Raw genomic sequence first — 19,538 nt, 5'->3', positions numbered from 1 at the left:
CAATCTTTGCCCTGCGGCAGAAAGCACGGATAATAGCGGCTAACTCATATGCACATATTGGATTACCCATGGAAATTAAAGTCAACTTTCTTGACAAGCTGCGTCTCGAAGCCAAGTTCGACGATTTTACCGTCATCGCCGACCAGCCCATCCGCTACAAGGGCGATGGCTCGGCGCCCGGCCCGTTCGATTATTTTTTGGCATCATCGGCACTTTGCGCGGCCTATTTCGTGAAGTTGTATTGCGATACGCGTAATATTTCCACCGAAAATATCCGTTTGTCGCAAAACAATATCGTTGATCCGGAAAACCGTTACCAGCAGATTTTCAAGATCCAGGTCGAGTTGCCGGCCGATATCTCGGCCAAGGACCGCCAGGGCATCCTGCGCTCGATCGACCGTTGCACGGTGAAAAAAGTGGTGCAAACAGGCCCCGAGTTCGTGATTGAAGAGGTGGAAAACCTGGACGCCGATGCGCAGGCCTTGCTGGCCCTGAATCCGGCCCCTGGCGCGAACACCTATATCGTCGGCAAGGATTTGCCACTGGAACAGACCATCGCCAATATGTCGGGCCTGCTGGCGGGCCTGGGCATCAAGATTGAAATCGCCTCGTGGCGCAACATCATTCCGAATGTATGGTCGCTGCATATCCGCGACGCACACTCGCCCATGTGCTTTACCAACGGCAAGGGCGCGACCAAGGAAAGCGCCCTGGCGTCGGCCCTGGGCGAGTATATCGAGCGCCTCAGCAACAACCATTTCTATGCTGGTTCGTTCTGGGGCACAGACATCGCCAACGCACCCTTCGTGCATTACCCGAACGAGCGCTGGTTCAAGCCAGGGCGCAAGGATGCGCTACCGCAGGAGATTCTCGATGCCTACTGCCTGGATATCTACAACCCCGATGGCGAGCTGCGCGGCTCGCACCTGATCGATACCAACTCCGGCAATGCCGAGCGCGGCATCTGCTCGCTGCCGTATATACGCCATTCCGATGGCGAGGTCGTGTATTTCCCGTCCAACCTGATTGAAAACCTGTATGTCAGCAATGGCATGAGCGCCGGCAATACCCTGGTTGAAGCCCAGGTGCAATGTCTGTCGGAAATTTTTGAACGGGCCGTCAAGCGCGAAATCCTCGAAGGCGAAATCGCCCTGCCCGACGTGCCGCAGGACGTGCTGGCGAAATACCCGGGCATCCTGGCCGGCATCCAGGGTTTGGAAGAGCAAGGCTTTCCCGTGCTGGTGAAAGATGCGTCGCTGGGCGGCGTGTACCCGGTGATGTGCGTCACCCTGATGAATCCGCGCACGGGCGGCGTGTTTGCCTCGTTCGGCGCGCACCCGAGCCTGGAAGTGGCGCTCGAGCGCAGCCTGACGGAATTGCTGCAGGGCCGCAGTTTTGAAGGCTTGAACGACTTGCCGCAGCCGACGTTTGCCAGCGAAGCCGTCACCGAGCCGAATAACTTCGTCGAGCACTTCATCGATTCCAGCGGCATCGTCTCGTGGCGCTTCTTCAGCGCCAGGGCCGATTACGATTTTGTCGAGTGGGATTTTTCCGGCCACGGCGAGAACTCGAATGCCGAGGAAGCGGCCACCCTGTTCGGCATCCTCGCCGACATGGGCAAGGAAGTGTACACGGCCGAGTATGACCAGCTGGGCGCCACCGCCTGCCGTATCCTCGTGCCCGGTTATTCGGAAGTGTATCCGGTCGAAGATTTAATCTGGGACAACACCAACAAGGCGCTGCTGTTCCGTGCCGACATCCTGAACCTGCATGGCCTGGACGATGCCAGCCTGGAAGCACTGCTCGATCGCCTGGAAAACAGCGAGCTCGACGAGTACGGCGACATCGCCACCCTGATCGGCATCGAGTTTGACGAAAATACGGTCTGGGGCCAGCTGACGACCCTGGAATTGAAGCTGCTGATTCATCTGGTCCTGCAGCAATTCGAGGAAGCGAAAGAGCTGGTGGAAACCTTCCTGCAGTACAACGACAACACGCTGGAGCGCAAGCTGTTCTATCAAGCCTTGAACGTGGTACTGGAAGTAGAACTCGATGACGAGCTGGAGCTGGATGACTACGTCGTCAATTTCCGCCGCATGTTTGGCGACGCCCGCATGGACGCGGTGCTGGGTTCGGTGGACGGCAGCGTGCGCTTCTTCGGCCTGACGCCGACCAGCATGCAGCTGGAAGGACTCGACCGGCACCAGCGCCTGATCGACAGCTTCAAGAAATTGCACGCGGCGCGCGCCAAAGCGGCGGCCCGCTAGGGTGGCAAGCCAGGGATGGACTTGCAACTCATCCCTGGCGACAACCGGCTGACGACAATCAGCCGGCCAGCGCCGCAATCTCTTTCTGCATGTTCTCGATCGCCCGCTCGTTGTACTGGTCGGCAAAGTAAGCGTCGCCAAACAGCTGGCCCGCCTGCGCCTTGGCGCACAGGTGCTGCAGGGCCAGTCCACGCTGCTCGTTGAAGCGCGCGGGGTGCACGTGCGCGTATTCGCGGGCGATGGCTCGCGTGTAGGCTTGATACACCTCCTCGTCCTGGCCCAGGATGGCCAGGTCGGCGCTGAGCATGGCATCTTTCAGCGCGTGGCTGATGCCGGGTCCCTGGAAATGGTCGGTAACGCGTATCAATTGCGCTACATCCAGGTTGTCCCCGGCATCGAGGCCGCTGGCCAGCCATAGCTGGGCGCTGGCTTCCTCGCTCGAATACAGGGCATCGTCATCGTGGCTATAGATGGCATCGTGGAACCAGAAGGCTTTCTTGACCAGCGCACTGTCGCGCTTGGGCGCATTGGTATTGTCGGCCCACACGCGGATTTCCGACAGGCCGTGCACCAGGTGGTCGAGGTTGTGATAGTGGCGGTCCGCGCCGCCATACGCCTGCGGCCCCGTCAGGTGCGCAAACCAGCGATCCGCCAGCGCGATGTCCGCTTGCGAAGCGGTGGCGTAGTTCCACAGCGCTTCCCACTCCTTGCGCAGGCAGTCGAGTATCCACGCCTGATACGCCGGGCCGGGGACGAATTTCTTCATGGTCCAGTTCCAGCCGACCGGCCCTTCCAGCGCCTTGACGAAGCTGGAGCTGACGGAGCCGAGGTCGCGCGGCGGCATCACGAAAATCGTCTTGGCGCCGGCAAGCACGTCCACATTGGTTTGCTGGATCAGGTTTTCATAGTCGAAATCGGCCGTCGTGCGGATGCCGCGGATCAGGTAGTCGCAGCCATGCTTTTTCGCCGCGCGCGCCGTGTAGTCGCCCTTGACGATGACCACCTGCACATTGTCCCAGCCGCACTCGCGCGCGCTCTGCTCGATGATGCGCTTGCGGTCTTCGGCGGGAAATTGCGGCTTCTTGGCGGGGTTTTGCGACAGGAACACGATTACCTCGTCGGCAAGCGAACGCGCTTCGCCGATCACCCACATGTGGCCATTGGTGATGGGGTCGAGGGTGCCTGAAAAGCCGATCTTCTGCATGCTGCGCTCCGTTTGCTTGATTGCTTATTGCGCAGACAATATATGCCAGCGGCGCGCGCGTCAATGCAACATGCCAAAGATCATGATCAAAACATTATTTTTTCACGGCTTGCGGGAATTCCACGCGCACGCACAGCCCGCCCAGGCGCTCGGATTTGTCCAGCACCAGGCGCGCGCCGTGGCGCTCGGCGATCGCCTTGATGATGGCCAGGCCCAGGCCGCTGCCATTGGCGTCCGTGCCGGGTACGCGGTAGAAGCGGCTGAAGACGCGCTCGCGCTCCTCGGGCGGAATGCCGGGGCCGTTGTCTTCCACGGATAAGCTTACGCCGGCAGGGCTGGCGCGCAGGTCGATGTCGACCATGCCACCCTGCGGCGTGTATTTGATGGCGTTGTCGACCAGGTTGCGCAGCATGATGTTGAGGGCGTCGGCCTGGCCGGACACCTTGGCCGGGTCCATGTGGTGCAGGCCGAGGTCGATCTTGCGCGCCTGCGCGATGCCGGCCATGTCGCCCAGCGCGCGCTTGACGACATCGTTCAAGTCCACCGCCTGCAGCTGGTCGCCGCTGGCGGCGCTCGCCTCCTGGCGCGCCAGCACCAGCAATTGCTCGACCAGGCGCGTGGCCCGCTCGATGCCGGCGCTGACGCGGGAGGTCGCCAGGCTGCGCTTTTCTTCCGACTCGGCCCGTTCCAGGCTCAATACCTGCAGTTTCAGGGCCGCCAGCGGCGTGCGCAATTCATGCGCGGCGTCGGCGACAAAATGCTGCTGCGCGTCGAACGCCGTTTTGACGCGCCCGAACAAGAGATTGAGTTCATGCACCAGGGGCCGCACTTCGTCGGGCAAGCCCGCTTCCGAGACGGGCGACAGATCGTCCGCCTGGCGCGCCGCCACCTGCTTGCGCACGCGCGAGACGGGCGCCAGCGAACCGCTGACGACCCACCATACGACCAGCATCAAAATCGGCGCCATCAGGGCGATGGGCCCCACCGTGCGCAGCGCCAGGCTGCCGGCCATGCGCTTGCGCACGGCCATGTCCTGGGCGATCTGCACGGTCTGGGAACTGGTTTGCACGGAAAAGATGCGGTAAGTGGTGCCGTTCGCCTTCACATTGGAAAAGCCCAGCACGGCGCGCTGCGGCAGTTCCGCGCGCGTGATCGAACGGAAGACCTGCACGCCATCCGGCGTCCACACCTGCACCACCATGTCGTTGTTGACGGGGTCGGCGGGCAAGGCTTGCGCGTGGTTGGCCAGCGGCGCGCCGGAGCGCAGCGACAGGGCCATCTGCTGCATGTGGTAATCGAAAATCTGGTCGGCGTCGTACAGGGCGCTGCGGTAGGCGATCGAGGCCTGGGCCAGGGCCGCCATGATGATGGCCGCCAGCAAAAACCACAGCAGGCGGCCGCGCAGCGAATGCGTCACCGTGACCTTCATCCTCATGCCTTTGGCACCATGTAGCCGAGGCCGCGCACGTTCTGGATCAAGTCGCTGCCCAGCTTCTTGCGCAAACCGTGGATATACACTTCCACGGCATTGCTGTTGACTTCATCCTTCCAGCTGTACAGTTTTTCTTCCAGCTGCGCGCGCGACAGCACGATGCCGGGGCGTGCGATCAAGGCTTCCAGTACGGCCCATTCGCGCGCCGACAGGTTGACGGGATGGCCCTCGGCGATCACTTCGCGCGTCAGCGGATTGATGGAGACGCCCTGGTGTTCAAAGATCGGTTCCGGCCGCCCCGAGGCGCGCCGCAGCAGGGCACGTATGCGCGCCAGCAATTCGTCGAGGTCATACGGCTTCAAGACGTAATCGTCGGCGCCCGCGTCGAGGCCAGCGATGCGCTGCTCGATGGCATCGCGCGCCGTGGCCACCAGCACCGGCGTATCCAGTTTGCGCAAACGCATCGAGCGCAGCACGTCGAGACCATCCTTGCGTGGCAAGCCCAGGTCCAGCAGCACCAGGTCGTAGGTCTGCGTCTGCAGGGCAGTGTCGGCCATGTCGCCATCCTTGACCCAGTCCACCGCGTAATGCTCGGCGCGCAGCAAATCGAGCACCACCTCGCCGATCATCGTATCGTCTTCTACCAGCAATAGCCGCATGGCTGCTCCTTGTTCTATTCTTTAGTCGCACAGCGAAAGGCTGGGATCAGACCACGGTACGTAGTCATTAACCCAAACGCACGGGAATGAATATCTTATCGGGGCCGCGCTGTATCAGCAAGGCCACCGACTTGGCGGATTTTTCCACCACGTCGCGCACCTGCTCGACCGTGTTGACGGGACGGCCATTCACCGACAATAGCACGTCACCCGGCTGTACCCCGGCATTCGCGGCAGCACCGCCCGCGTCTTCCACCAGCAAGCCGGCGCTGATGCCCGCCTCGCGTTTTTCATCCGATTGCAAGGGACGCAGGGCCAGGCCCAGCTTTACCTTGCCTGCCGCGCTGTCGCTTTTTGCCACCTCGGCCACCCTGTCGGCCGCATTGCCCAGCGTTGCCGTCAGGCTGACGATCTTGCCGTCGCGCCAGACATCCATGCTGATCTTGTCGCCCGGCAAGGACGTACCCACCAGCGCCGGCAAGTCGGCCGAGCCGATGATGCGCTGACCATTTACCTTGCGCACTACGTCGCCCGACTTCAGGCCCGCCTTGTCGGCCGGACTGCCCCGCTCCACGTTAGCCACCAGCGCGCCTTCCGGCGTGGCCAGCTTGAACGAGTCGGCAAAGCCCTGGTTGACTTCCTGCACCGTCACGCCCAGCTTGGCATGGCTGGCCTTGCCCGTGGCGACGATCTGGTCCTTGATGCGGCCGGCAAGGTCAATGGGAATGGCGAACGACAGCCCCTGGAAGCCGCCCGTCTGGCTGTAGATCTGCGAATTGATGCCGACCACTTCGCCGCGCGTATTGAATAGCGGACCACCCGAGTTGCCGGGGTTCACTGCCACGTCCGTCTGGATGAAGGGCACATTGCTGTCGTCGGGCAGGGAACGGCCCTTGGCGCTGACGACGCCGGCCGTCACCGTGCTGTCGAAGCCGTATGGCGAACCGATGGCCAGCACCCACTCGCCCACTTTCAGGTCGCTCGAATGGCCGAGCGGCACGATGGGCAGGTTGTTGGCATCGATTTTCAGCACGGCGATATCGGTCTTCGGATCGGTACCCAGCACCTTGGCGCGGAATTCGCGGCGGTCGTTGAGCTTGACGGTCACTTCGCGCGCATCGCGCACCACGTGGGCATTCGTCATGATGACGCCGTCCGGGCTGACGATGAAGCCGGAACCGAGGCCATGCGTGGGCACGTCGCGGCCACCGCGCTGCCCGCCCTGCGGCCCCTGGAAGCGGCGGAAGAATTCGAAGAAGGGGTCGTTGCCGAAATCGTCATTGCCAGCCTGCGCCGAAGGGTCGTAGGCTACCTTGGTGCTGCCGGTGACGCTGATGTTGACGACGGCCGGGCTGTTGCGCGCGGCGATCTGGCTAAAGTCGGGCAAGGCCACCAGCGGTGCGCTGGCGGCAGGTGCGACAGCGGCAGCCACGGGGGCGGGGGCTGCGCTGGCGGCGGCATTCGCGCCGGCATTGTTCTGATGAACCACCATGGCGCCGCCGGCGCCCAGCACACCGATCGCGGCCAGCGCGGCTACGGTGCGTTTGATTTTCAGGGATGCGGTATTCGTTTGCTGTTCCATGGATTGCTCCTCATTCAATGAGATACTGATGTATGCAATAGTGGGCCACGAGTCTTAGGCGGTGCTTAACATTTTTCCACTTGGAAACAGGCGTCCGCGCCTTTAAGCAGGGTTTAATCTTGCGCTCCGCGCACACCTCGCATGGCGGGCGATGAAGGGCCCGAACGGGCCCTGGACGTGACACTGGCCGGATCAACCGGCCAGTATTTTACTGCATGGCGAGGGGCAACCCCCTGCCGCCAGCGCCAGCGCATGGCGCCGGGATCAGCTCAAATCAGCTCAAGCTGCCTGACGCTGTTCCAGCGTGCTGACGGTGGCGCCGGAAATGCTGTCGCTGCCACTGCCGATCTCGATCTTGCGCGGTTTCAGCGCTTCCGGCACTTCCCGCACCAAGTCGATGGTCAGCATGCCGTTTTCAAACGTGGCGCCCGTCACCTTCACGTGGTTGGCCAGCTGGAAACGCTGTTCGAAATCGCGGGCAGCGATGCCGCGGTGCAAGAACGTGCGCTCGCCGCCCTCTTTCTGCTTGCGGCCGGTGACGTGCAGGGAATCGCGTTCGGTGATGATGTCGATCTCTTCGCGCGAGAATCCGGCCAAGGCCATCACGATGCGGTATTTGTCTTCCGACACCAGTTCGATGTTGTAGGGCGGATAGCTGGGCTGCGCATCGGCGCGCTGTTCGTTGAGCAACTGAGCCAGGCGATCAAAGCCAATGGCGGAACGGTACAGGGGTGCAAGGTCAAAAGTACGCATGATAAATATCCTTTTCAAATGAAGCGATAAGAGGGGCGGACCTCACCGTGAGCATCCGCTTGCTACCCAATCTAAGGACGATCAAGCGGCCTTCAAGGCCTTGAAATTGACGAAAAATGCCCCAGACGCCACTAAATTTGTAAGAAATTTTTACACGCTCCATCCCGAGGGGCTTGCATGACGCCCCCTCTGCGGTGCCGGCTTTTGGTGTATGCTGACGGCATGAACAATGACACCGACATCCAGCTCAGCGGCCCCTTCAAGGCCACCGACGGCTCCGGCCGTGCCCACGACATCAAGGCCATCCGCATCTTCGATGAAGGCTACGGCATCATCGACGTGTACGTCGATTTCGCCGCCCCGCTCGAAGCGGGCGCCTATAAGGACAAGACCCTGGTCGGCCACATCCTGGCCCGCTTGCGCAGCCTCGGCTACGTCGGCCCCGACTTCGGCCATGGCGACCTGGGCTTGCAAGACAAGAAACTGATCGTCCTGGAAGCGCCCGAGGAATTTTCCACCTTTGCCGTCACCAAGGGCTGGAAGGATTTATCCGCCGAATTTGACGACGATTAATACGCTCTCCCCCGTCTGCGCCGCGCCAGCTTCTGCTGCCGCGGCGTTTTTCATGGGCAATTGTTCAGGAGATGTAGCGCGCGCTCCACGCGGCGATGACGTTGGCGACATACGCCGCATCATCGCGTCCCGTCAATAAGTGATCGGCATCGTCGAGCGAAACGAAACTTTTCGGGTGCTTCGCTGCCGTAAATATCTCCATCGCGTTCGACAGGCTCACCGTCGTGTCGTTCGGCGCGTGCATCACCAGCAGGGCGCGGCGCAGCCCGGCGATGTGAGCCTTCAGGCTGTGGCTGCCCGCATCGTCGACGAATTGCTGGCGGATACGGAATGGCCGCCCTTCCAATTGCACCAGCGCCTCGCCCTCGGCGGCGATTTGCTCCAGATGGTCGCTGAACATGCGCGTGACATACGCGGGTGTGCTGGGGGCGGCAAGCGTTACCACGGCGGTGGCTTCCGGCACTTGCGCGGCAGCAGCCAGCACGGCGGCGCCGCCCAGGCTATGGCCGATCAGCAATTGCGGCGCAGCGTGTTTTGCCCGCAAAAAGTCGGCGGCGGCAAGCAGGTCGTCCACATTCGACGAGAAATTGGTGGCGGCAAATTCGCCCCCGCTGGCGCCCAGCCCTGTAAAGTCGAAGCGCAGCACGGCGATGCCGTGTTGCGTCAAGCCTTGCGCGATGCGCCGCGCGGCCAGCACATCCTTGCCGCAGGTAAAGCAATGGGCGAACAGCGCGTAGGCGCGGATGGCGCCATCGGGCGCGTCGAGGCGCGCCGCCAGCACATGGCCGTGCGCGCCGGGGAAATCTTGCCGGGTGGATTTCATTGTCTCAGATCAAAGCTGCCGCGCAGCGCGGCCGATGACGCATTGTAGCGCCGCCCGGCCGCCGCCTGCAGGCTGCACTTTAGTCACGCTTGGGGATGTCGATGCCTTTCATGACGGCAGGACGGGCCAGAAACGCCTCGAGCGCGCGCTGTACGTTCGGGAAATGATCGAAGCCGACCAGTTCGCCCGCACCATAAAAACCCACGAGGCAGCGCACCCACGGGAAGATGGCGATGTCGGCAATCGTGTACTGCCCGCCCATGATCCAGTCGCGGCCCTGCAGGCGCTGCTCGAGTACGCCCAATAGCCGCTTGGCTTCGCCGAGATAGCGCTCCAGCGGACGCTTGTCTTCGTAGTCCTTGCCGGCGAATTTGTGGAAAAAGCCCACCTGACCAAACATGGGGCCAATACCGCCCATCTGTAACATCAGCCACTGGATGGTTTCATAGCGCAAGCCCGCGTCCTGCGGCAGGAACTTGCCCGTCTTCTCGGCCAGGTACAGCAGGATGGCGCCCGACTCGAACAGGGCCAGCGGCTTGCCATCGGGACCGTGCGGGTCGAGGATGGCGGGAATCTTGTTGTTCGGATTGAGGGACAGGAAGGCGGGCGACAGCTGCTCGTTCTGCTCGAAGCTGACCAGGTGGGGCTCGTACGCCAGGCCCAGTTCTTCCAGCAAGATGGAAACCTTGATGCCGTTCGGCGTCGGCAGCGAGTACAGCTGCAAGCGCTCGGGATGTCGGGCAGGCCATTTCTGGGTGATGGGGAAGTCGGAGAGTTGATGCATGGAAATCCTTATTGAGGTGTATGACGCGATGCAAGAAAACAAGTATAGCCAAGCCTCCCAGCTTCTGCTGGGCAGCGCCGGAACCGGGCGGGTCTGCATTCAGCCAAACAAGCCATGCAAAAACCAGCGCGGCGCGGCGTCTTCACCGCTGCCGGCGATGCGTTCGCGGTAGACCCAGTAATGGGCGCAGTCGAGGCCTTCGGCGATGAAATAATCGCGCGCCTGCGACTGGCCCCACCAGCCCGCCTCGATGCGCTCGGCGACAGACACCATTTTCAAAGGCGAGCCATAGAAGGGCCGGTGTTCGCGCATCAAGAGGGCAATGGGCTGGGCCAGCAGCCAGCCGGGACGGGGCATGCCGGGCAAACCGGGCGGCAAATCCGGCGCCATCTTCTTGCCACCGGACTTGGCCGGCAGCGGCAGCCACTGGTTGGCCGCTTCGGGGCGGTAATCGGCGCGCGGCACTGCCTGCAAGACATTCTCGGTGCCCAGCCGCGCCACCAGCAATTCCATCAGGCGCTGGCGTTCCTGCAGCGTGCCGCCCGGCTCGGGGAACAGGCTCTCGCTGGGCGGCGCCATGGGCTGCACCTGCAGCGCTTCCAGGCTCAAGCCGATCACGGGCGCCTCCAGCGCCAGCTGCGTCAGGCGCTCCTTGAGCAGGCGCACCAGGTGCTCGTCGCGCCAGACGGCCTCGCCCAGGGCCAGGTCGATGACGGTGGGCGGGCGCGCCACCCTGCCCCGCTCGTGCGCCAGCAGCAGTTGTATGCGCTCGACGGCAAATTGCCGCGCGCACAGCCAGCCCGTCATTTGCTGCAGCAGGCGGCGCGCGCCGAACAGCAGCGCGTCGGCGTGCTCCACGCGGTCGAACAATTCCAGGCTGGCGCGGAACGTGGGCGGCGCTTCCATCCAGACGAACAGTTCCGTGCTGTGGCCATGCGCGTCGTCGAGCATGTCCAGCAAGGCTGCGCCGCAGCGGCGCTGCAATCCGGGCCGGGGCAAGTGGCGCAGCTGCCCCAGGGTGCGGCAGCCGATGCCCTCGAACCAGTCGAGGTAGGGGCGCGCGGGCGGCAGCAAGGCGCACGGCAGACGGTCGAGGCGGCGCACGAGACTGGCCATGCTTAATGTCCGGCCCCGACGCGTGCCGGCGCGCGCCAGCAGCCAGGCACCGCGCGCCGTGGGGGCGCACGACAGCTGGGCCGTGTAGCCGAGCGCACGCAAGCTGGCCGCGATCTGCCGGCACAGGGCGCGCACGCCGCCGAACAGGCGCAGGCTGGCGCCCGCGTCGACCAGCAGAGTGGCTTCCTCGCCTTGCGCCACGAGCGGCGAATATTGCAGCAGCGCCAGGGCCACCGCCTGCAATGCTTGCGCTTCCAGTTCCAGGGAACGTTCGTGCACACGCGCCTGCGGCGCCAGCATCAGCACGCCTGCGCGGCGCATGCCCGGCTTGATGCCGGCCGCCTGCGCCAGCGGCGACAGGGCCATCACTTGCTCCTGCTCCAGCACCACGCCCAGGCTGTCAGCCGACCAGCGCGGGCAAAACACTTCGAGCGGGAGCCGGGGCAGGCACAGGCCGATCCAGAGTCGCATGACGCAGCAGTAAAGAAGGAGGTTGCAGGGGCAGGAACAGGGGCGCGTCGCGCTGCGGTCCCCGGCGCTTGATGAAGCCGATCTCGATGCCGCCGGCGGCCGGGCGCACGGACAGGCGCAGCGGCGCAGGCGACGCATCCTGCGCGCCATGCAAGGGACGCAGCATGCAGAACAGGGTGTTGCCGCCTTGTGCGGCCAGATGCAGGCGGCGCAGGCTGTCGGCGCGCACATGCGACTGCCAAAACAGCAAGGCGCCGCAACTGCCGCTGCGCAAAATGTTTTCCGCCGCCCACAAGGCATCCTTGCTGCCGGCGCTACGCAACCACAGCAGTTGCGACGGCGCCAGGCCCTGCGCGGCCAGGGCCAGCGCCTGCGGCGGGTGCGGTGGTTGCAATAGCACGATGGGCAAGCCCGGCAGCTGCGCCAGGGCGGGCGCCAGCAGGCGCAATTCGCCGCTGCCCGGCTGTTGCACCAGCAGATCGATGAGGCTGCCGCTGGGCCAGCCGCCGCCGGGCAGCTGCGCGGACAAGGCGGCAAAGCCCGTGTCCAGGCAGCGCGTGGCACCCTGGCCCAGCTGCGATGCGCGCCACAGGGATGGGTGCAAGGCTTCCGGCGAGGCCATCAATTCGGAATGTCGCATAATTGAATAGAGAGATAAATACTGTATGTATATACAGTACTATCCGAGCCCTCTTTTGGCAAGGCTTATCTATTCGCGCTCCCTGCGGCAGCGCTCCCGCCATGTCCGAAAAACCCCGTTTTTGGCATCATTTGCTGTACCATAAGCACTCTCCTTACCGCCTGGCAATGCACCAGCCGGCTACTTTCGTCCAAAGGAAACTCATTTGACCACCATCCAAATCATCAGCGCCATCGTCTTCGGCCTTGCGCTCATCCACACCTTCGCCGCCAAGTCATTTGAAACATTGTCGCAACGCCACCCCCGCCATGCAGGCTTGCTGCACTTGCTGGGCGAAGTGGAAGTCGTGTTCGGCTTCTGGGCCTTTATTCTGATCATCATCATGGCCTTTGTCTCGGGCGGCGAAGCGGCCATCGAGTATGCCGAGTCGCGCCAGTACACGGAACCGCTGTTCGTCTTTGTCGTCATGGTCGTGGCCGCTTCGCGCCCCGTGCTCGACGCCGTGCAGCGCCTGCTCAAAGCCGTGGCGCGCGTGATGCCGCTGCGCACGGAACTGGCCCTCGTCTGGCTGGGACTGGCACTCGTTCCCCTGACGGGTTCGATGATCACGGAACCGGCCGCCATGACCCTGGCCGCGCTGATGCTGGCGCCGCAAATCTTTCGTCCGGGCATCCCCGAATGGCTGAAATACGGCGCGCTGGGCGTGCTGTTCGTCAACGTCTCCATCGGCGGCACCCTGACCTCGTACGCGGCGCCGCCCGTGCTGATGGTGGCCACCACGTGGAACTGGGACAGCGCCTACATGGCTAGCCATTTCGGCTGGAAAGCGGCCATCGCCGTGCTGATCAACGCCACGGGCGTGAGCATACTGCTGCGCAAATATCTGCACAGCAACACGTCCGATATCAAGCCGAAAGCGGGTGATGTGGAAGCGCCGAAAGTGCCGCTGGCCATCAGCCTGGTCCACCTGGCCGTGCTGGCCGGCGTAGTGGCCCTGGCGCACCATCCTGTACTGTTCTTTGGCCTGTTCCTGTTCTTCCTCGGCTTCGTGCAAGCGTATGAGCGCTATCAAAGCCCGCTGATCCTGAAGGAAGGCTTGCTGGTCGGCTTCTTCCTCGGCGGCCTGGTCGTACTGGGCGGCATGCAGCAATGGTGGTTGCAGCCCATCGTCTCCAGCCTGGAACCGCTGGCCCTGTTCTTCGGCGCCCTGGGCTTGACGGCAATTACCGACAATGCGGCACTGACCTACCTCGGCTCGCTGATCGTCGGCATGACGGAAGAAGCGAAATACATGCTGGTGGCCGGCGCCGTCGCCGGTGGCGGCCTCACTGTCATCGCCAACGCGCCGAATCCGGCCGGCGTCTCCCTGCTGCGCCGTGGTTTCAAGGATGAATCGATCGGCGCCGTCGGCCTGCTGGTGGGCGCCCTGCTGCCAACGGCCGTGGCGGCCCTGGCCTTCCTGGCCCTGTAAGCATTAACGGGGGCGGCTGCCGGCCGCCCCTGCTCCCCTCAGTTTCCCCTCTCAATTCCCCTCCTCGGTTACCTTCCTCAGTTACCGTCATACACGAGGAAATGCAGGCGGTCATAGAACAGGCTGTAGGCATAATCGAAGGTGCCCACGCTGCGAAAGCCCTTGTGCAGATACACTTGCAAGGCTTCACTCTTTTCCCACACCGTCAAGGTGATGCGCGCACAGCCCTTGCGGCTGGCCAGGTCGCCGATTTCATGGAACATTTGCCGGAACAGGCCCTGCCCCCGGTATTTCTCGTCGATGGCCAGGCTGCTGACGAAACAGTCATCGGCGCGCGCATGCGCGAGCACGAAGGCGTCATACGCAGCGTCGAGCGCCTGCATGTCATCGCGGTAATACGAGATGGCGCCGCAAGCCTGGAACTCGGCCATCGTCGCGGCCGTGAAGAAGCCGATGAAGCGTCCGTCCTCGTCATGCAGGCCGTGGATGTGCTTCAGGTAGGGGTCGATGTTCTGCCGCCGCTGCAACTCGACGAACTGCAGATTGAGTTTATTGCCAAATGAGCAGTACTCGAGATAACTGGTGGCAAACAGCAGCTTCGCCATGCGGTTCTTCGTCTCGTCGCCCAGCAGTTCGCCCGCCACCAGCTTGAGCGGTGCATGCGACAGCAAGTCCGCCTGCGCCTCGTCAGCGGACGGGGCGGCATCGCCGGCGACCGGCATGCGGCTACCGTGGCGGCCCACGGTGGGACGCCAGAAATTGCCGGCGGCAATATGCTGCGAACGGTGGGCCAGCAGATAGCGGCAAAAGACGGCATTCACGCGGTCCAGTTGCGGGTCGTCCGACAGCACCGAGTAATAGTGAAAATGCTCGATGTCCGCCCGCAGTTGGGCTGCATACGCCATGCGCGGCACTTCCTCGATGTCGAACACATCGACGAAGTTGGGCAGGCTCAAAGGATCGTCGAGCTGCCAGTCCATCTCGGCCAGCATGGCGACGCAGCGCGCATACGCGCGACGCTCCTCGTCGCTGAGGGGAATGTGCACCCCGGTAATGATATCGTCCAGCAAGCGCATGCCACGAATGCCGCCCGCCACCGCTTCCCGCGCACCGTCATACAGCACGCAGTAACGCTGGTAAAACTCGGCATGGCTGAGCAGGGTCACGCCCAGGTTTTTCTTCCACTCGGCATAGAACTGGCCAAACAGTTGCGCCTCGAATTGCGGACAGGAACGTGGGATCTCTGCATCGATGCCCGCATACACGAGATTCACATTGCGCTGGATCACACGCAGCGCGGCATCGTTCTTCTTGGCGATCAGCATGCCCGTTTCATCGAGAAACAGATTCATCCAGCTGACATGCTGGCGCTCTTCGCCGTCACCATCGCTGCGCTGGAAATAATCGGGTACTTCCGGCTTCATCAGGAAAATCGTCGCCGGATTATGCGGGATCGTATCGACATCCATATACATGCCGCCGTATTCGCACATGATGAGGATGCGGAAATAATCGGACAGGGTGGCGAAGTAGCGCTGCGCATGCAGGGTATCGAGGATATCGAAGCGGGCCGGCGCGAAGTCCAGCGCCAGCGCGCGCAGCGAATTGATATGCAGGGTCGTGCCGCCGATGGCGTAGCGGCCTATCGTGTAGCGCCCGGCGCCGCCCGTCGGGCTGAAGCGCTCGTCATCGCGCAGCTGCTGCGCATCCCACACCCACAGGATGGACACATACGGCGCGCCGCCGTTGTGCCGTACCGCTTCCAGCGCCGCGCCCCACTGCCCGATCGCCTCACAGGCAATGGCTGGCAAGGGCCCGCCCATCCAGATGCGGTGCAGGTAACGCTCGTCGTCACCCAAGGCGCGCGTGGGGACGCAGCTGAGCGAGGAACAGCTTGCCGCATTGAAATGCGTAAAATTGCCGGCGACGAAGCTGCGCAGGGCGGCGATGCCCGCCTGGTGCTCCACGGCCAACTGCTCCAGGTCGCTACCGGCCGGCCGCACATCGGCCAGGGTGATGTGATCGAGTTTCAGCCGGTGGATGCGGAACTCGTATTCCAGGTTGAAAATCTTTGCTTGATCGTGTTTCGAGGCCAGGTCATCTATTTTCATGGGCGCACCATTTTCCGCAGGAGAGTGTCAATAAACGTCGCAGGAGGTAAAACAAGGTCGACAACATGCGCATCGTTGCGCCATCAGTGCCGGGCCAGCAGCACCTCGCTTTCCCGGCACCCAGCCATGCCCCGCGTAAACAGCAGCAGGCAGGCGGCGATGACCACGATGACGGGGATATTGAGCAGCGCATACGTTTCCAGCGCATAACCGAAGCGCTGGCACAGCACGTTGTACAGCTGCAGCCAGGCGGACAGATAAATGCAGTACAGCAAACTCATGGCAGCCGTCGTCAAGGTCATCGACTCCTTGCTGGCCGTGATTGCACTGCGTATCAGGGTGCCATTGAACAGGCCGAAGCCGATGGAATAGACAAACATGCAGGCCGCAAACACGTCGACGTGATGGCGGCCTGCGCCGGCACCGAGCATGCCGGCGGCCGCGATCAGCCCACCCAGGCGCAGCAGATGCACGAGCGGGAAATCCTGGCGCAGGCGCTGGATGGCGATGCTGCTGAAGACAAAGCCCGACAGAATCACGCATTGCAGCGCGATATAGGTGGCATAGGATGCGCCCATTTCCTGCAGCACGAAGAGGGGCGAAAAGCCGATCCAGGCCGTCAGGGGCACGGTGGCCAGCCCGGCCGTAAACATGCCGAACATGAAGCGCTTGTTGCTGAAAATGGCCGCATAGCTGCGCACGATGGCGGCAAACTCGGGGCGCGTCGCCGCCGGCGCCGTGCGCGGCATGGTCTTGAACAGGCCCAGCAAGGACAGCAGGGACAGCAAGCCGGAAAGGAAAAACACGTAGCGCCAGTCCAGCTGGCCGATGATGGCGCTGCCGAGGATGGGGCCGGCCAGGGGCGCGAGGATGGTGGTGCTCGACAGGATGCTGCTCAGCTTGACGGCCGCCATGTCGTCGAACAATTCATGGATCATGGCATAGCCGATGAAGATGAAGCAGCAGCCCATGCCCTGGATGAAACGCGCGGCGAGAAATTGCTCGATCGAGGTGGCAAATGGCACGGCCAGCGTGGCCAGCAGGAACAAGGTATTACCGCTCAATACCAGCTTGCGTTTGCCGATGGTGTCGGCCAGGGGTCCCAGGAAAATCTGCAGGGAACTGCCGCCCAGCAGATACAGGCTGAGGGAAAGGGGGATGAACTTTTTTTCTGCCTGGAACTCCTCGACGATGCCCAGCATCGCCGGCATGATCATGTCATTGGACAGATAAATATTCAGTTCAAAGACGAGGAAAAACGCAAAAAACCACAGCAACTGCTTGGACTTGATGGACATGGCGCGATCCGTAACGTGGGTGGCTGCCGTCAGTGCGTATCTGCCGTCGGGGCATGGGACGGCGGACACGGCTTCACACTGAAAACGTGTACCAATTGTATACCAATTAGTATTTTTAACCCCTGTTTTTGTGATTTTTAAATACCGCAGCAATACCACTTAAATAAAATACCTGGTGCTGCGGCAATCAAATCCGGGCTGAAAAGGGCGCGCCAGCGTGCCGGTGCGCTGGCGCGGGCCTGCGGGGGGAAGGGAAGAATGATGCGTACCAGTGCCTGCGCGCCGCAGCGGCGTGCAGGCACTGGTACGCAGGCTTATCGGCGGCGGTGGCTGGCGAAGAAATCGAGCAGCATCCTGCTGGCATCGGGCTTGGCCTTGTCGTTGAACGGCAGGCTGGCGTCGCCACCGCTCCAGGCGTGTTCAAGGTGCTCGACCTGCGCCACGCGCAGCAGCACCTCCTTGCCCACCTGATAATCGTGCAGCGCATACGCATGGGCCGGATTGCGCCCACCCGCCGCGCCGCCGGGCAGGCGCTGCGCCGTCACCAGCGTGTCGACCGGCAGGCGGTTGACGCGCACGCTCTGACGCACCAGTTGCGTCTGGTTAATGGGCCGCACCACTTTGTCGTCCTGCCCTTGCAGCAGGATGGTGGGCAGGCGGGGAAACGCGGGCTGGCGCGCCAGCAGTTCATCGATGGCCGCGTCGGCACGGGCGGCAGCGCCATGCTGCATCACCTGCAGCGCGCCGATCAGATTATGGCCGGCGCCAAACACGGGCCCGGAATGCAGGCCCAGCGCGGCGAACAGATGGGGATGGTTCAGGGCCACGATATGCGCCATGCCGGCGCCGGCGGAAATGCCGCAGATATAGATGCGCGTGCGGTCGATCGCATACCGGGCCGCCACCTGCTCGATGGCGCCGACGATCAGGCGCACGTCGCCGCCGCCCTCCTGCGTCACCTTGTCATACCACTTCCAGCAGCGGCGCGCATGCGAGCGCAACGATTGCTGCGGATACAGCACGGCATAGCCCTTGCGCTCGGCCAGGCGGTTCATGCGCGTGCCTTCGGCAAACTGCGTGGCGCTTTGCTCGCAGCCGTGCAGCATCACCAGCAGCGGACGGCCCCGGCTGCGCATGGCGGCACTCGGCGCCTTTTCGGGCAAGTACAGGAAATACGGCAGGCGCCGGCCCGGCAACTGTCCCAGCTCCGGCAACGGCGCATAGTGGGCGGCCAGCCACTTGCCCGGCGGGGGTGCAGTTCGCTTGCGCACGCGCGGGGGCGACAGGGGCGTGGCAAAGGGAGCTAGCGCGGGCACGGCGCGCGGCGTCGGCCTGGTCTTGGCCGCAGGCTTGCTGCGGGCTATAGGTTTGGGTTTGGGTTTGGGTTTGGGCTTGGCCGGCACGGGCCCGAACAGCACCTTGGCCAGCTTGCTCGCCGTGCGCTGCTGCGCCTTACCGGCGCGCAATAGCCCGCGCAGCCATTTGGTGGCGGGCTTCACCATGGCAAGCGGCACGCGTAGCGTTGTGGAGCGTACCGCCAATTCATCCCTCTGCAGCGTTGCATCGTCAGCATGTGCGGTTTCCTCCATAGAGCGCATAGAGTACCGCAATTGGCTGACAACACCGTACGTTTGCACACCGATAAAAGTGCCGCTGGCACCATTGAGGCAGATCAAGCGCGACCTGGCGCACATGCTTAATCTGGATGCTTGATCAGCACTACACAAGAGGAGAGAACACCATGAGCTATCTGGACCGCGACATCCTGGGCATGTACCGCAACCACGACGATCCGGGGCCGGCCCTGATGGGGGCCGATACCCTGATCGGGGACGACGTCTACAATCACAACGCCGAGGAACTGGGCGACATCAAGGAAATCATGCTCGACATGCGCAGCGGCCAGATCGCCTATGCCGTGCTGTCCTTCGGCGGCATACTGGGCATGGGCGACAAGCTGTTTGCCGTGCCCTGGGAACGCCTGACCCTGGACCCCGTCAACAAGCGCTTCTTGCTCAACGTGGAAAAAAGCCAGCTGAAAGACGCCCCCGGTTTCGACAAGAACAACTGGCCCGACATGCGCAGCGATGCCTGGAACCAGCAGATGGAAGCGTTCTATGGCAGCGGCATGCGCCACGGCAGCGGCGACATGGCGGCCAGGCGCATGCAGTCGGGCAACGAGCTGCGCGGCGGCGCCAGCCTGCAATCGGACAGCCAAGGCAGCCGCGCCGGCACGGGCAGCAGCCAGGGCGAGGTGGACAAGCCCGGCTCGCGCTCCTCGCCTGGCGAGGATGGGAGCGACGAGCGTAGTTGAGGGGACACGCAGGCAAACCCCACGGACAGGGGCGGGGTCG

General features: G+C 63.0%; 16 protein-coding genes. 4 read left to right on the top strand and 12 right to left on the bottom strand.

Annotated elements, in window-relative coordinates; genetic code table 11:
- Window positions 1–68: 68 nt before the first annotated feature.
- Window positions 69–2,267, top strand: a complete 2,199-nt coding sequence (locus K0F85_RS04965) for an OsmC domain/YcaO domain-containing protein (RefSeq protein WP_219114803.1) — start codon at window positions 69–71, stop codon at window positions 2,265–2,267.
- Window positions 2,268–2,325: 58 nt separating this feature from the next.
- Here K0F85_RS04965 and coaD read toward each other — a convergent pair whose 3' ends face one another.
- From coaD to K0F85_RS04940, 5 genes are all read right to left on the bottom strand, one after another.
- Entirely contained in the window at window positions 2,326–3,471 is a 1,146-nt protein-coding gene (gene coaD, locus K0F85_RS04960) for a pantetheine-phosphate adenylyltransferase (RefSeq protein WP_219114802.1), read from the bottom strand.
- 94 nt (window positions 3,472–3,565) lie between these two features.
- Window positions 3,566–4,900: an ATP-binding protein gene (locus K0F85_RS04955; protein ID WP_219115009.1), complete on the bottom strand. Its 1,335-nt coding sequence runs from the start codon at window positions 4,898–4,900 to the stop codon at window positions 3,566–3,568.
- Window positions 4,901–4,902: 2 nt separating this feature from the next.
- Window positions 4,903–5,562 (bottom strand): response regulator transcription factor, encoded by a 660-nt coding sequence (locus K0F85_RS04950; protein ID WP_034783312.1) that lies wholly within the window; start codon window positions 5,560–5,562, stop codon window positions 4,903–4,905.
- A 67-nt stretch (window positions 5,563–5,629) separates the two neighbouring features.
- On the bottom strand, window positions 5,630–7,144 hold the full coding sequence (locus K0F85_RS04945; protein WP_219114801.1) for a Do family serine endopeptidase: 1,515 nt from the start codon (window positions 7,142–7,144) through the stop codon (window positions 5,630–5,632).
- Window positions 7,145–7,423: 279 nt separating this feature from the next.
- Entirely contained in the window at window positions 7,424–7,897 is a 474-nt protein-coding gene (locus K0F85_RS04940) for an Hsp20 family protein (RefSeq protein ID WP_219114800.1), read from the bottom strand.
- A gap of 222 nt (window positions 7,898–8,119) precedes the next feature.
- Between K0F85_RS04940 and K0F85_RS04935 the strand changes: the two genes are divergently transcribed.
- Entirely contained in the window at window positions 8,120–8,470 is a 351-nt protein-coding gene (locus tag K0F85_RS04935; protein ID WP_219114799.1) for a hypothetical protein, read from the top strand.
- A gap of 64 nt (window positions 8,471–8,534) precedes the next feature.
- Here the strand turns inward: K0F85_RS04935 and K0F85_RS04930 are convergent, their stop codons facing one another.
- From K0F85_RS04930 to imuA, 4 genes are all read right to left on the bottom strand, one after another.
- Complete coding sequence (locus K0F85_RS04930; protein ID WP_219114798.1) at window positions 8,535–9,293, bottom strand: S9 family peptidase; 759 nt, start codon at window positions 9,291–9,293, stop codon at window positions 8,535–8,537.
- Window positions 9,294–9,372: 79 nt separating this feature from the next.
- On the bottom strand, window positions 9,373–10,077 hold the full coding sequence (locus K0F85_RS04925) for a glutathione binding-like protein (RefSeq protein WP_219114797.1): 705 nt from the start codon (window positions 10,075–10,077) through the stop codon (window positions 9,373–9,375).
- 99 nt (window positions 10,078–10,176) lie between these two features.
- Entirely contained in the window at window positions 10,177–11,664 is a 1,488-nt protein-coding gene (locus tag K0F85_RS04920; protein ID WP_219114796.1) for a DNA polymerase Y family protein, read from the bottom strand.
- Window positions 11,594–12,304 carry a translesion DNA synthesis-associated protein ImuA gene (gene imuA / locus K0F85_RS04915; RefSeq protein WP_219114795.1) on the bottom strand — a complete coding sequence of 237 codons (711 nt, stop codon included), beginning with the start codon at window positions 12,302–12,304 and terminating at the stop codon, window positions 11,594–11,596. The genes K0F85_RS04920 and imuA overlap by 71 nt, the downstream gene beginning before the upstream one ends.
- Before the next feature lie 205 nt (window positions 12,305–12,509).
- On the opposite strand from imuA, the gene K0F85_RS04910 reads away from it, so the two are divergent.
- Window positions 12,510–13,775, top strand: a complete 1,266-nt coding sequence (locus K0F85_RS04910; protein ID WP_219114794.1) for a putative Na+/H+ antiporter — start codon at window positions 12,510–12,512, stop codon at window positions 13,773–13,775.
- Window positions 13,776–13,852: 77 nt separating this feature from the next.
- Here the strand turns inward: K0F85_RS04910 and K0F85_RS04905 are convergent, their stop codons facing one another.
- The 3 genes from K0F85_RS04905 to K0F85_RS04895 all read right to left on the bottom strand — a co-directional run bounded on the left by K0F85_RS04905 (window position 13,853) and on the right by K0F85_RS04895 (window position 18,686).
- Window positions 13,853–15,886: a GNAT family N-acetyltransferase gene (locus tag K0F85_RS04905; RefSeq protein ID WP_219114793.1), complete on the bottom strand. Its 2,034-nt coding sequence runs from the start codon at window positions 15,884–15,886 to the stop codon at window positions 13,853–13,855.
- Between the two features lie 83 nt (window positions 15,887–15,969).
- Window positions 15,970–17,184 (bottom strand): MFS transporter, encoded by a 1,215-nt coding sequence (locus K0F85_RS04900; protein ID WP_219114792.1) that lies wholly within the window; start codon window positions 17,182–17,184, stop codon window positions 15,970–15,972.
- Between the two features lie 314 nt (window positions 17,185–17,498).
- Window positions 17,499–18,686 (bottom strand): PHB depolymerase family esterase, encoded by a 1,188-nt coding sequence (locus K0F85_RS04895; protein ID WP_219114791.1) that lies wholly within the window; start codon window positions 18,684–18,686, stop codon window positions 17,499–17,501.
- A gap of 239 nt (window positions 18,687–18,925) precedes the next feature.
- Here K0F85_RS04895 and K0F85_RS04890 point away from each other — a divergent pair, with 239 nt between their 5' ends.
- Entirely contained in the window at window positions 18,926–19,498 is a 573-nt protein-coding gene (locus K0F85_RS04890) for a PRC-barrel domain-containing protein (protein ID WP_219114790.1), read from the top strand.
- The last annotated feature ends 40 nt before the right edge of the window (window positions 19,499–19,538 follow it).

The sequence above is a fragment of the Janthinobacterium sp. UMAB-56 genome, from assembly GCF_900095265.1.
GTDB lineage: Bacteria > Pseudomonadota > Gammaproteobacteria > Burkholderiales > Burkholderiaceae_D > Janthinobacterium.
The sequence above is the reverse complement of the archived record's forward strand: the minus strand, read 5'-3'. Positions and strand labels throughout refer to the sequence as shown.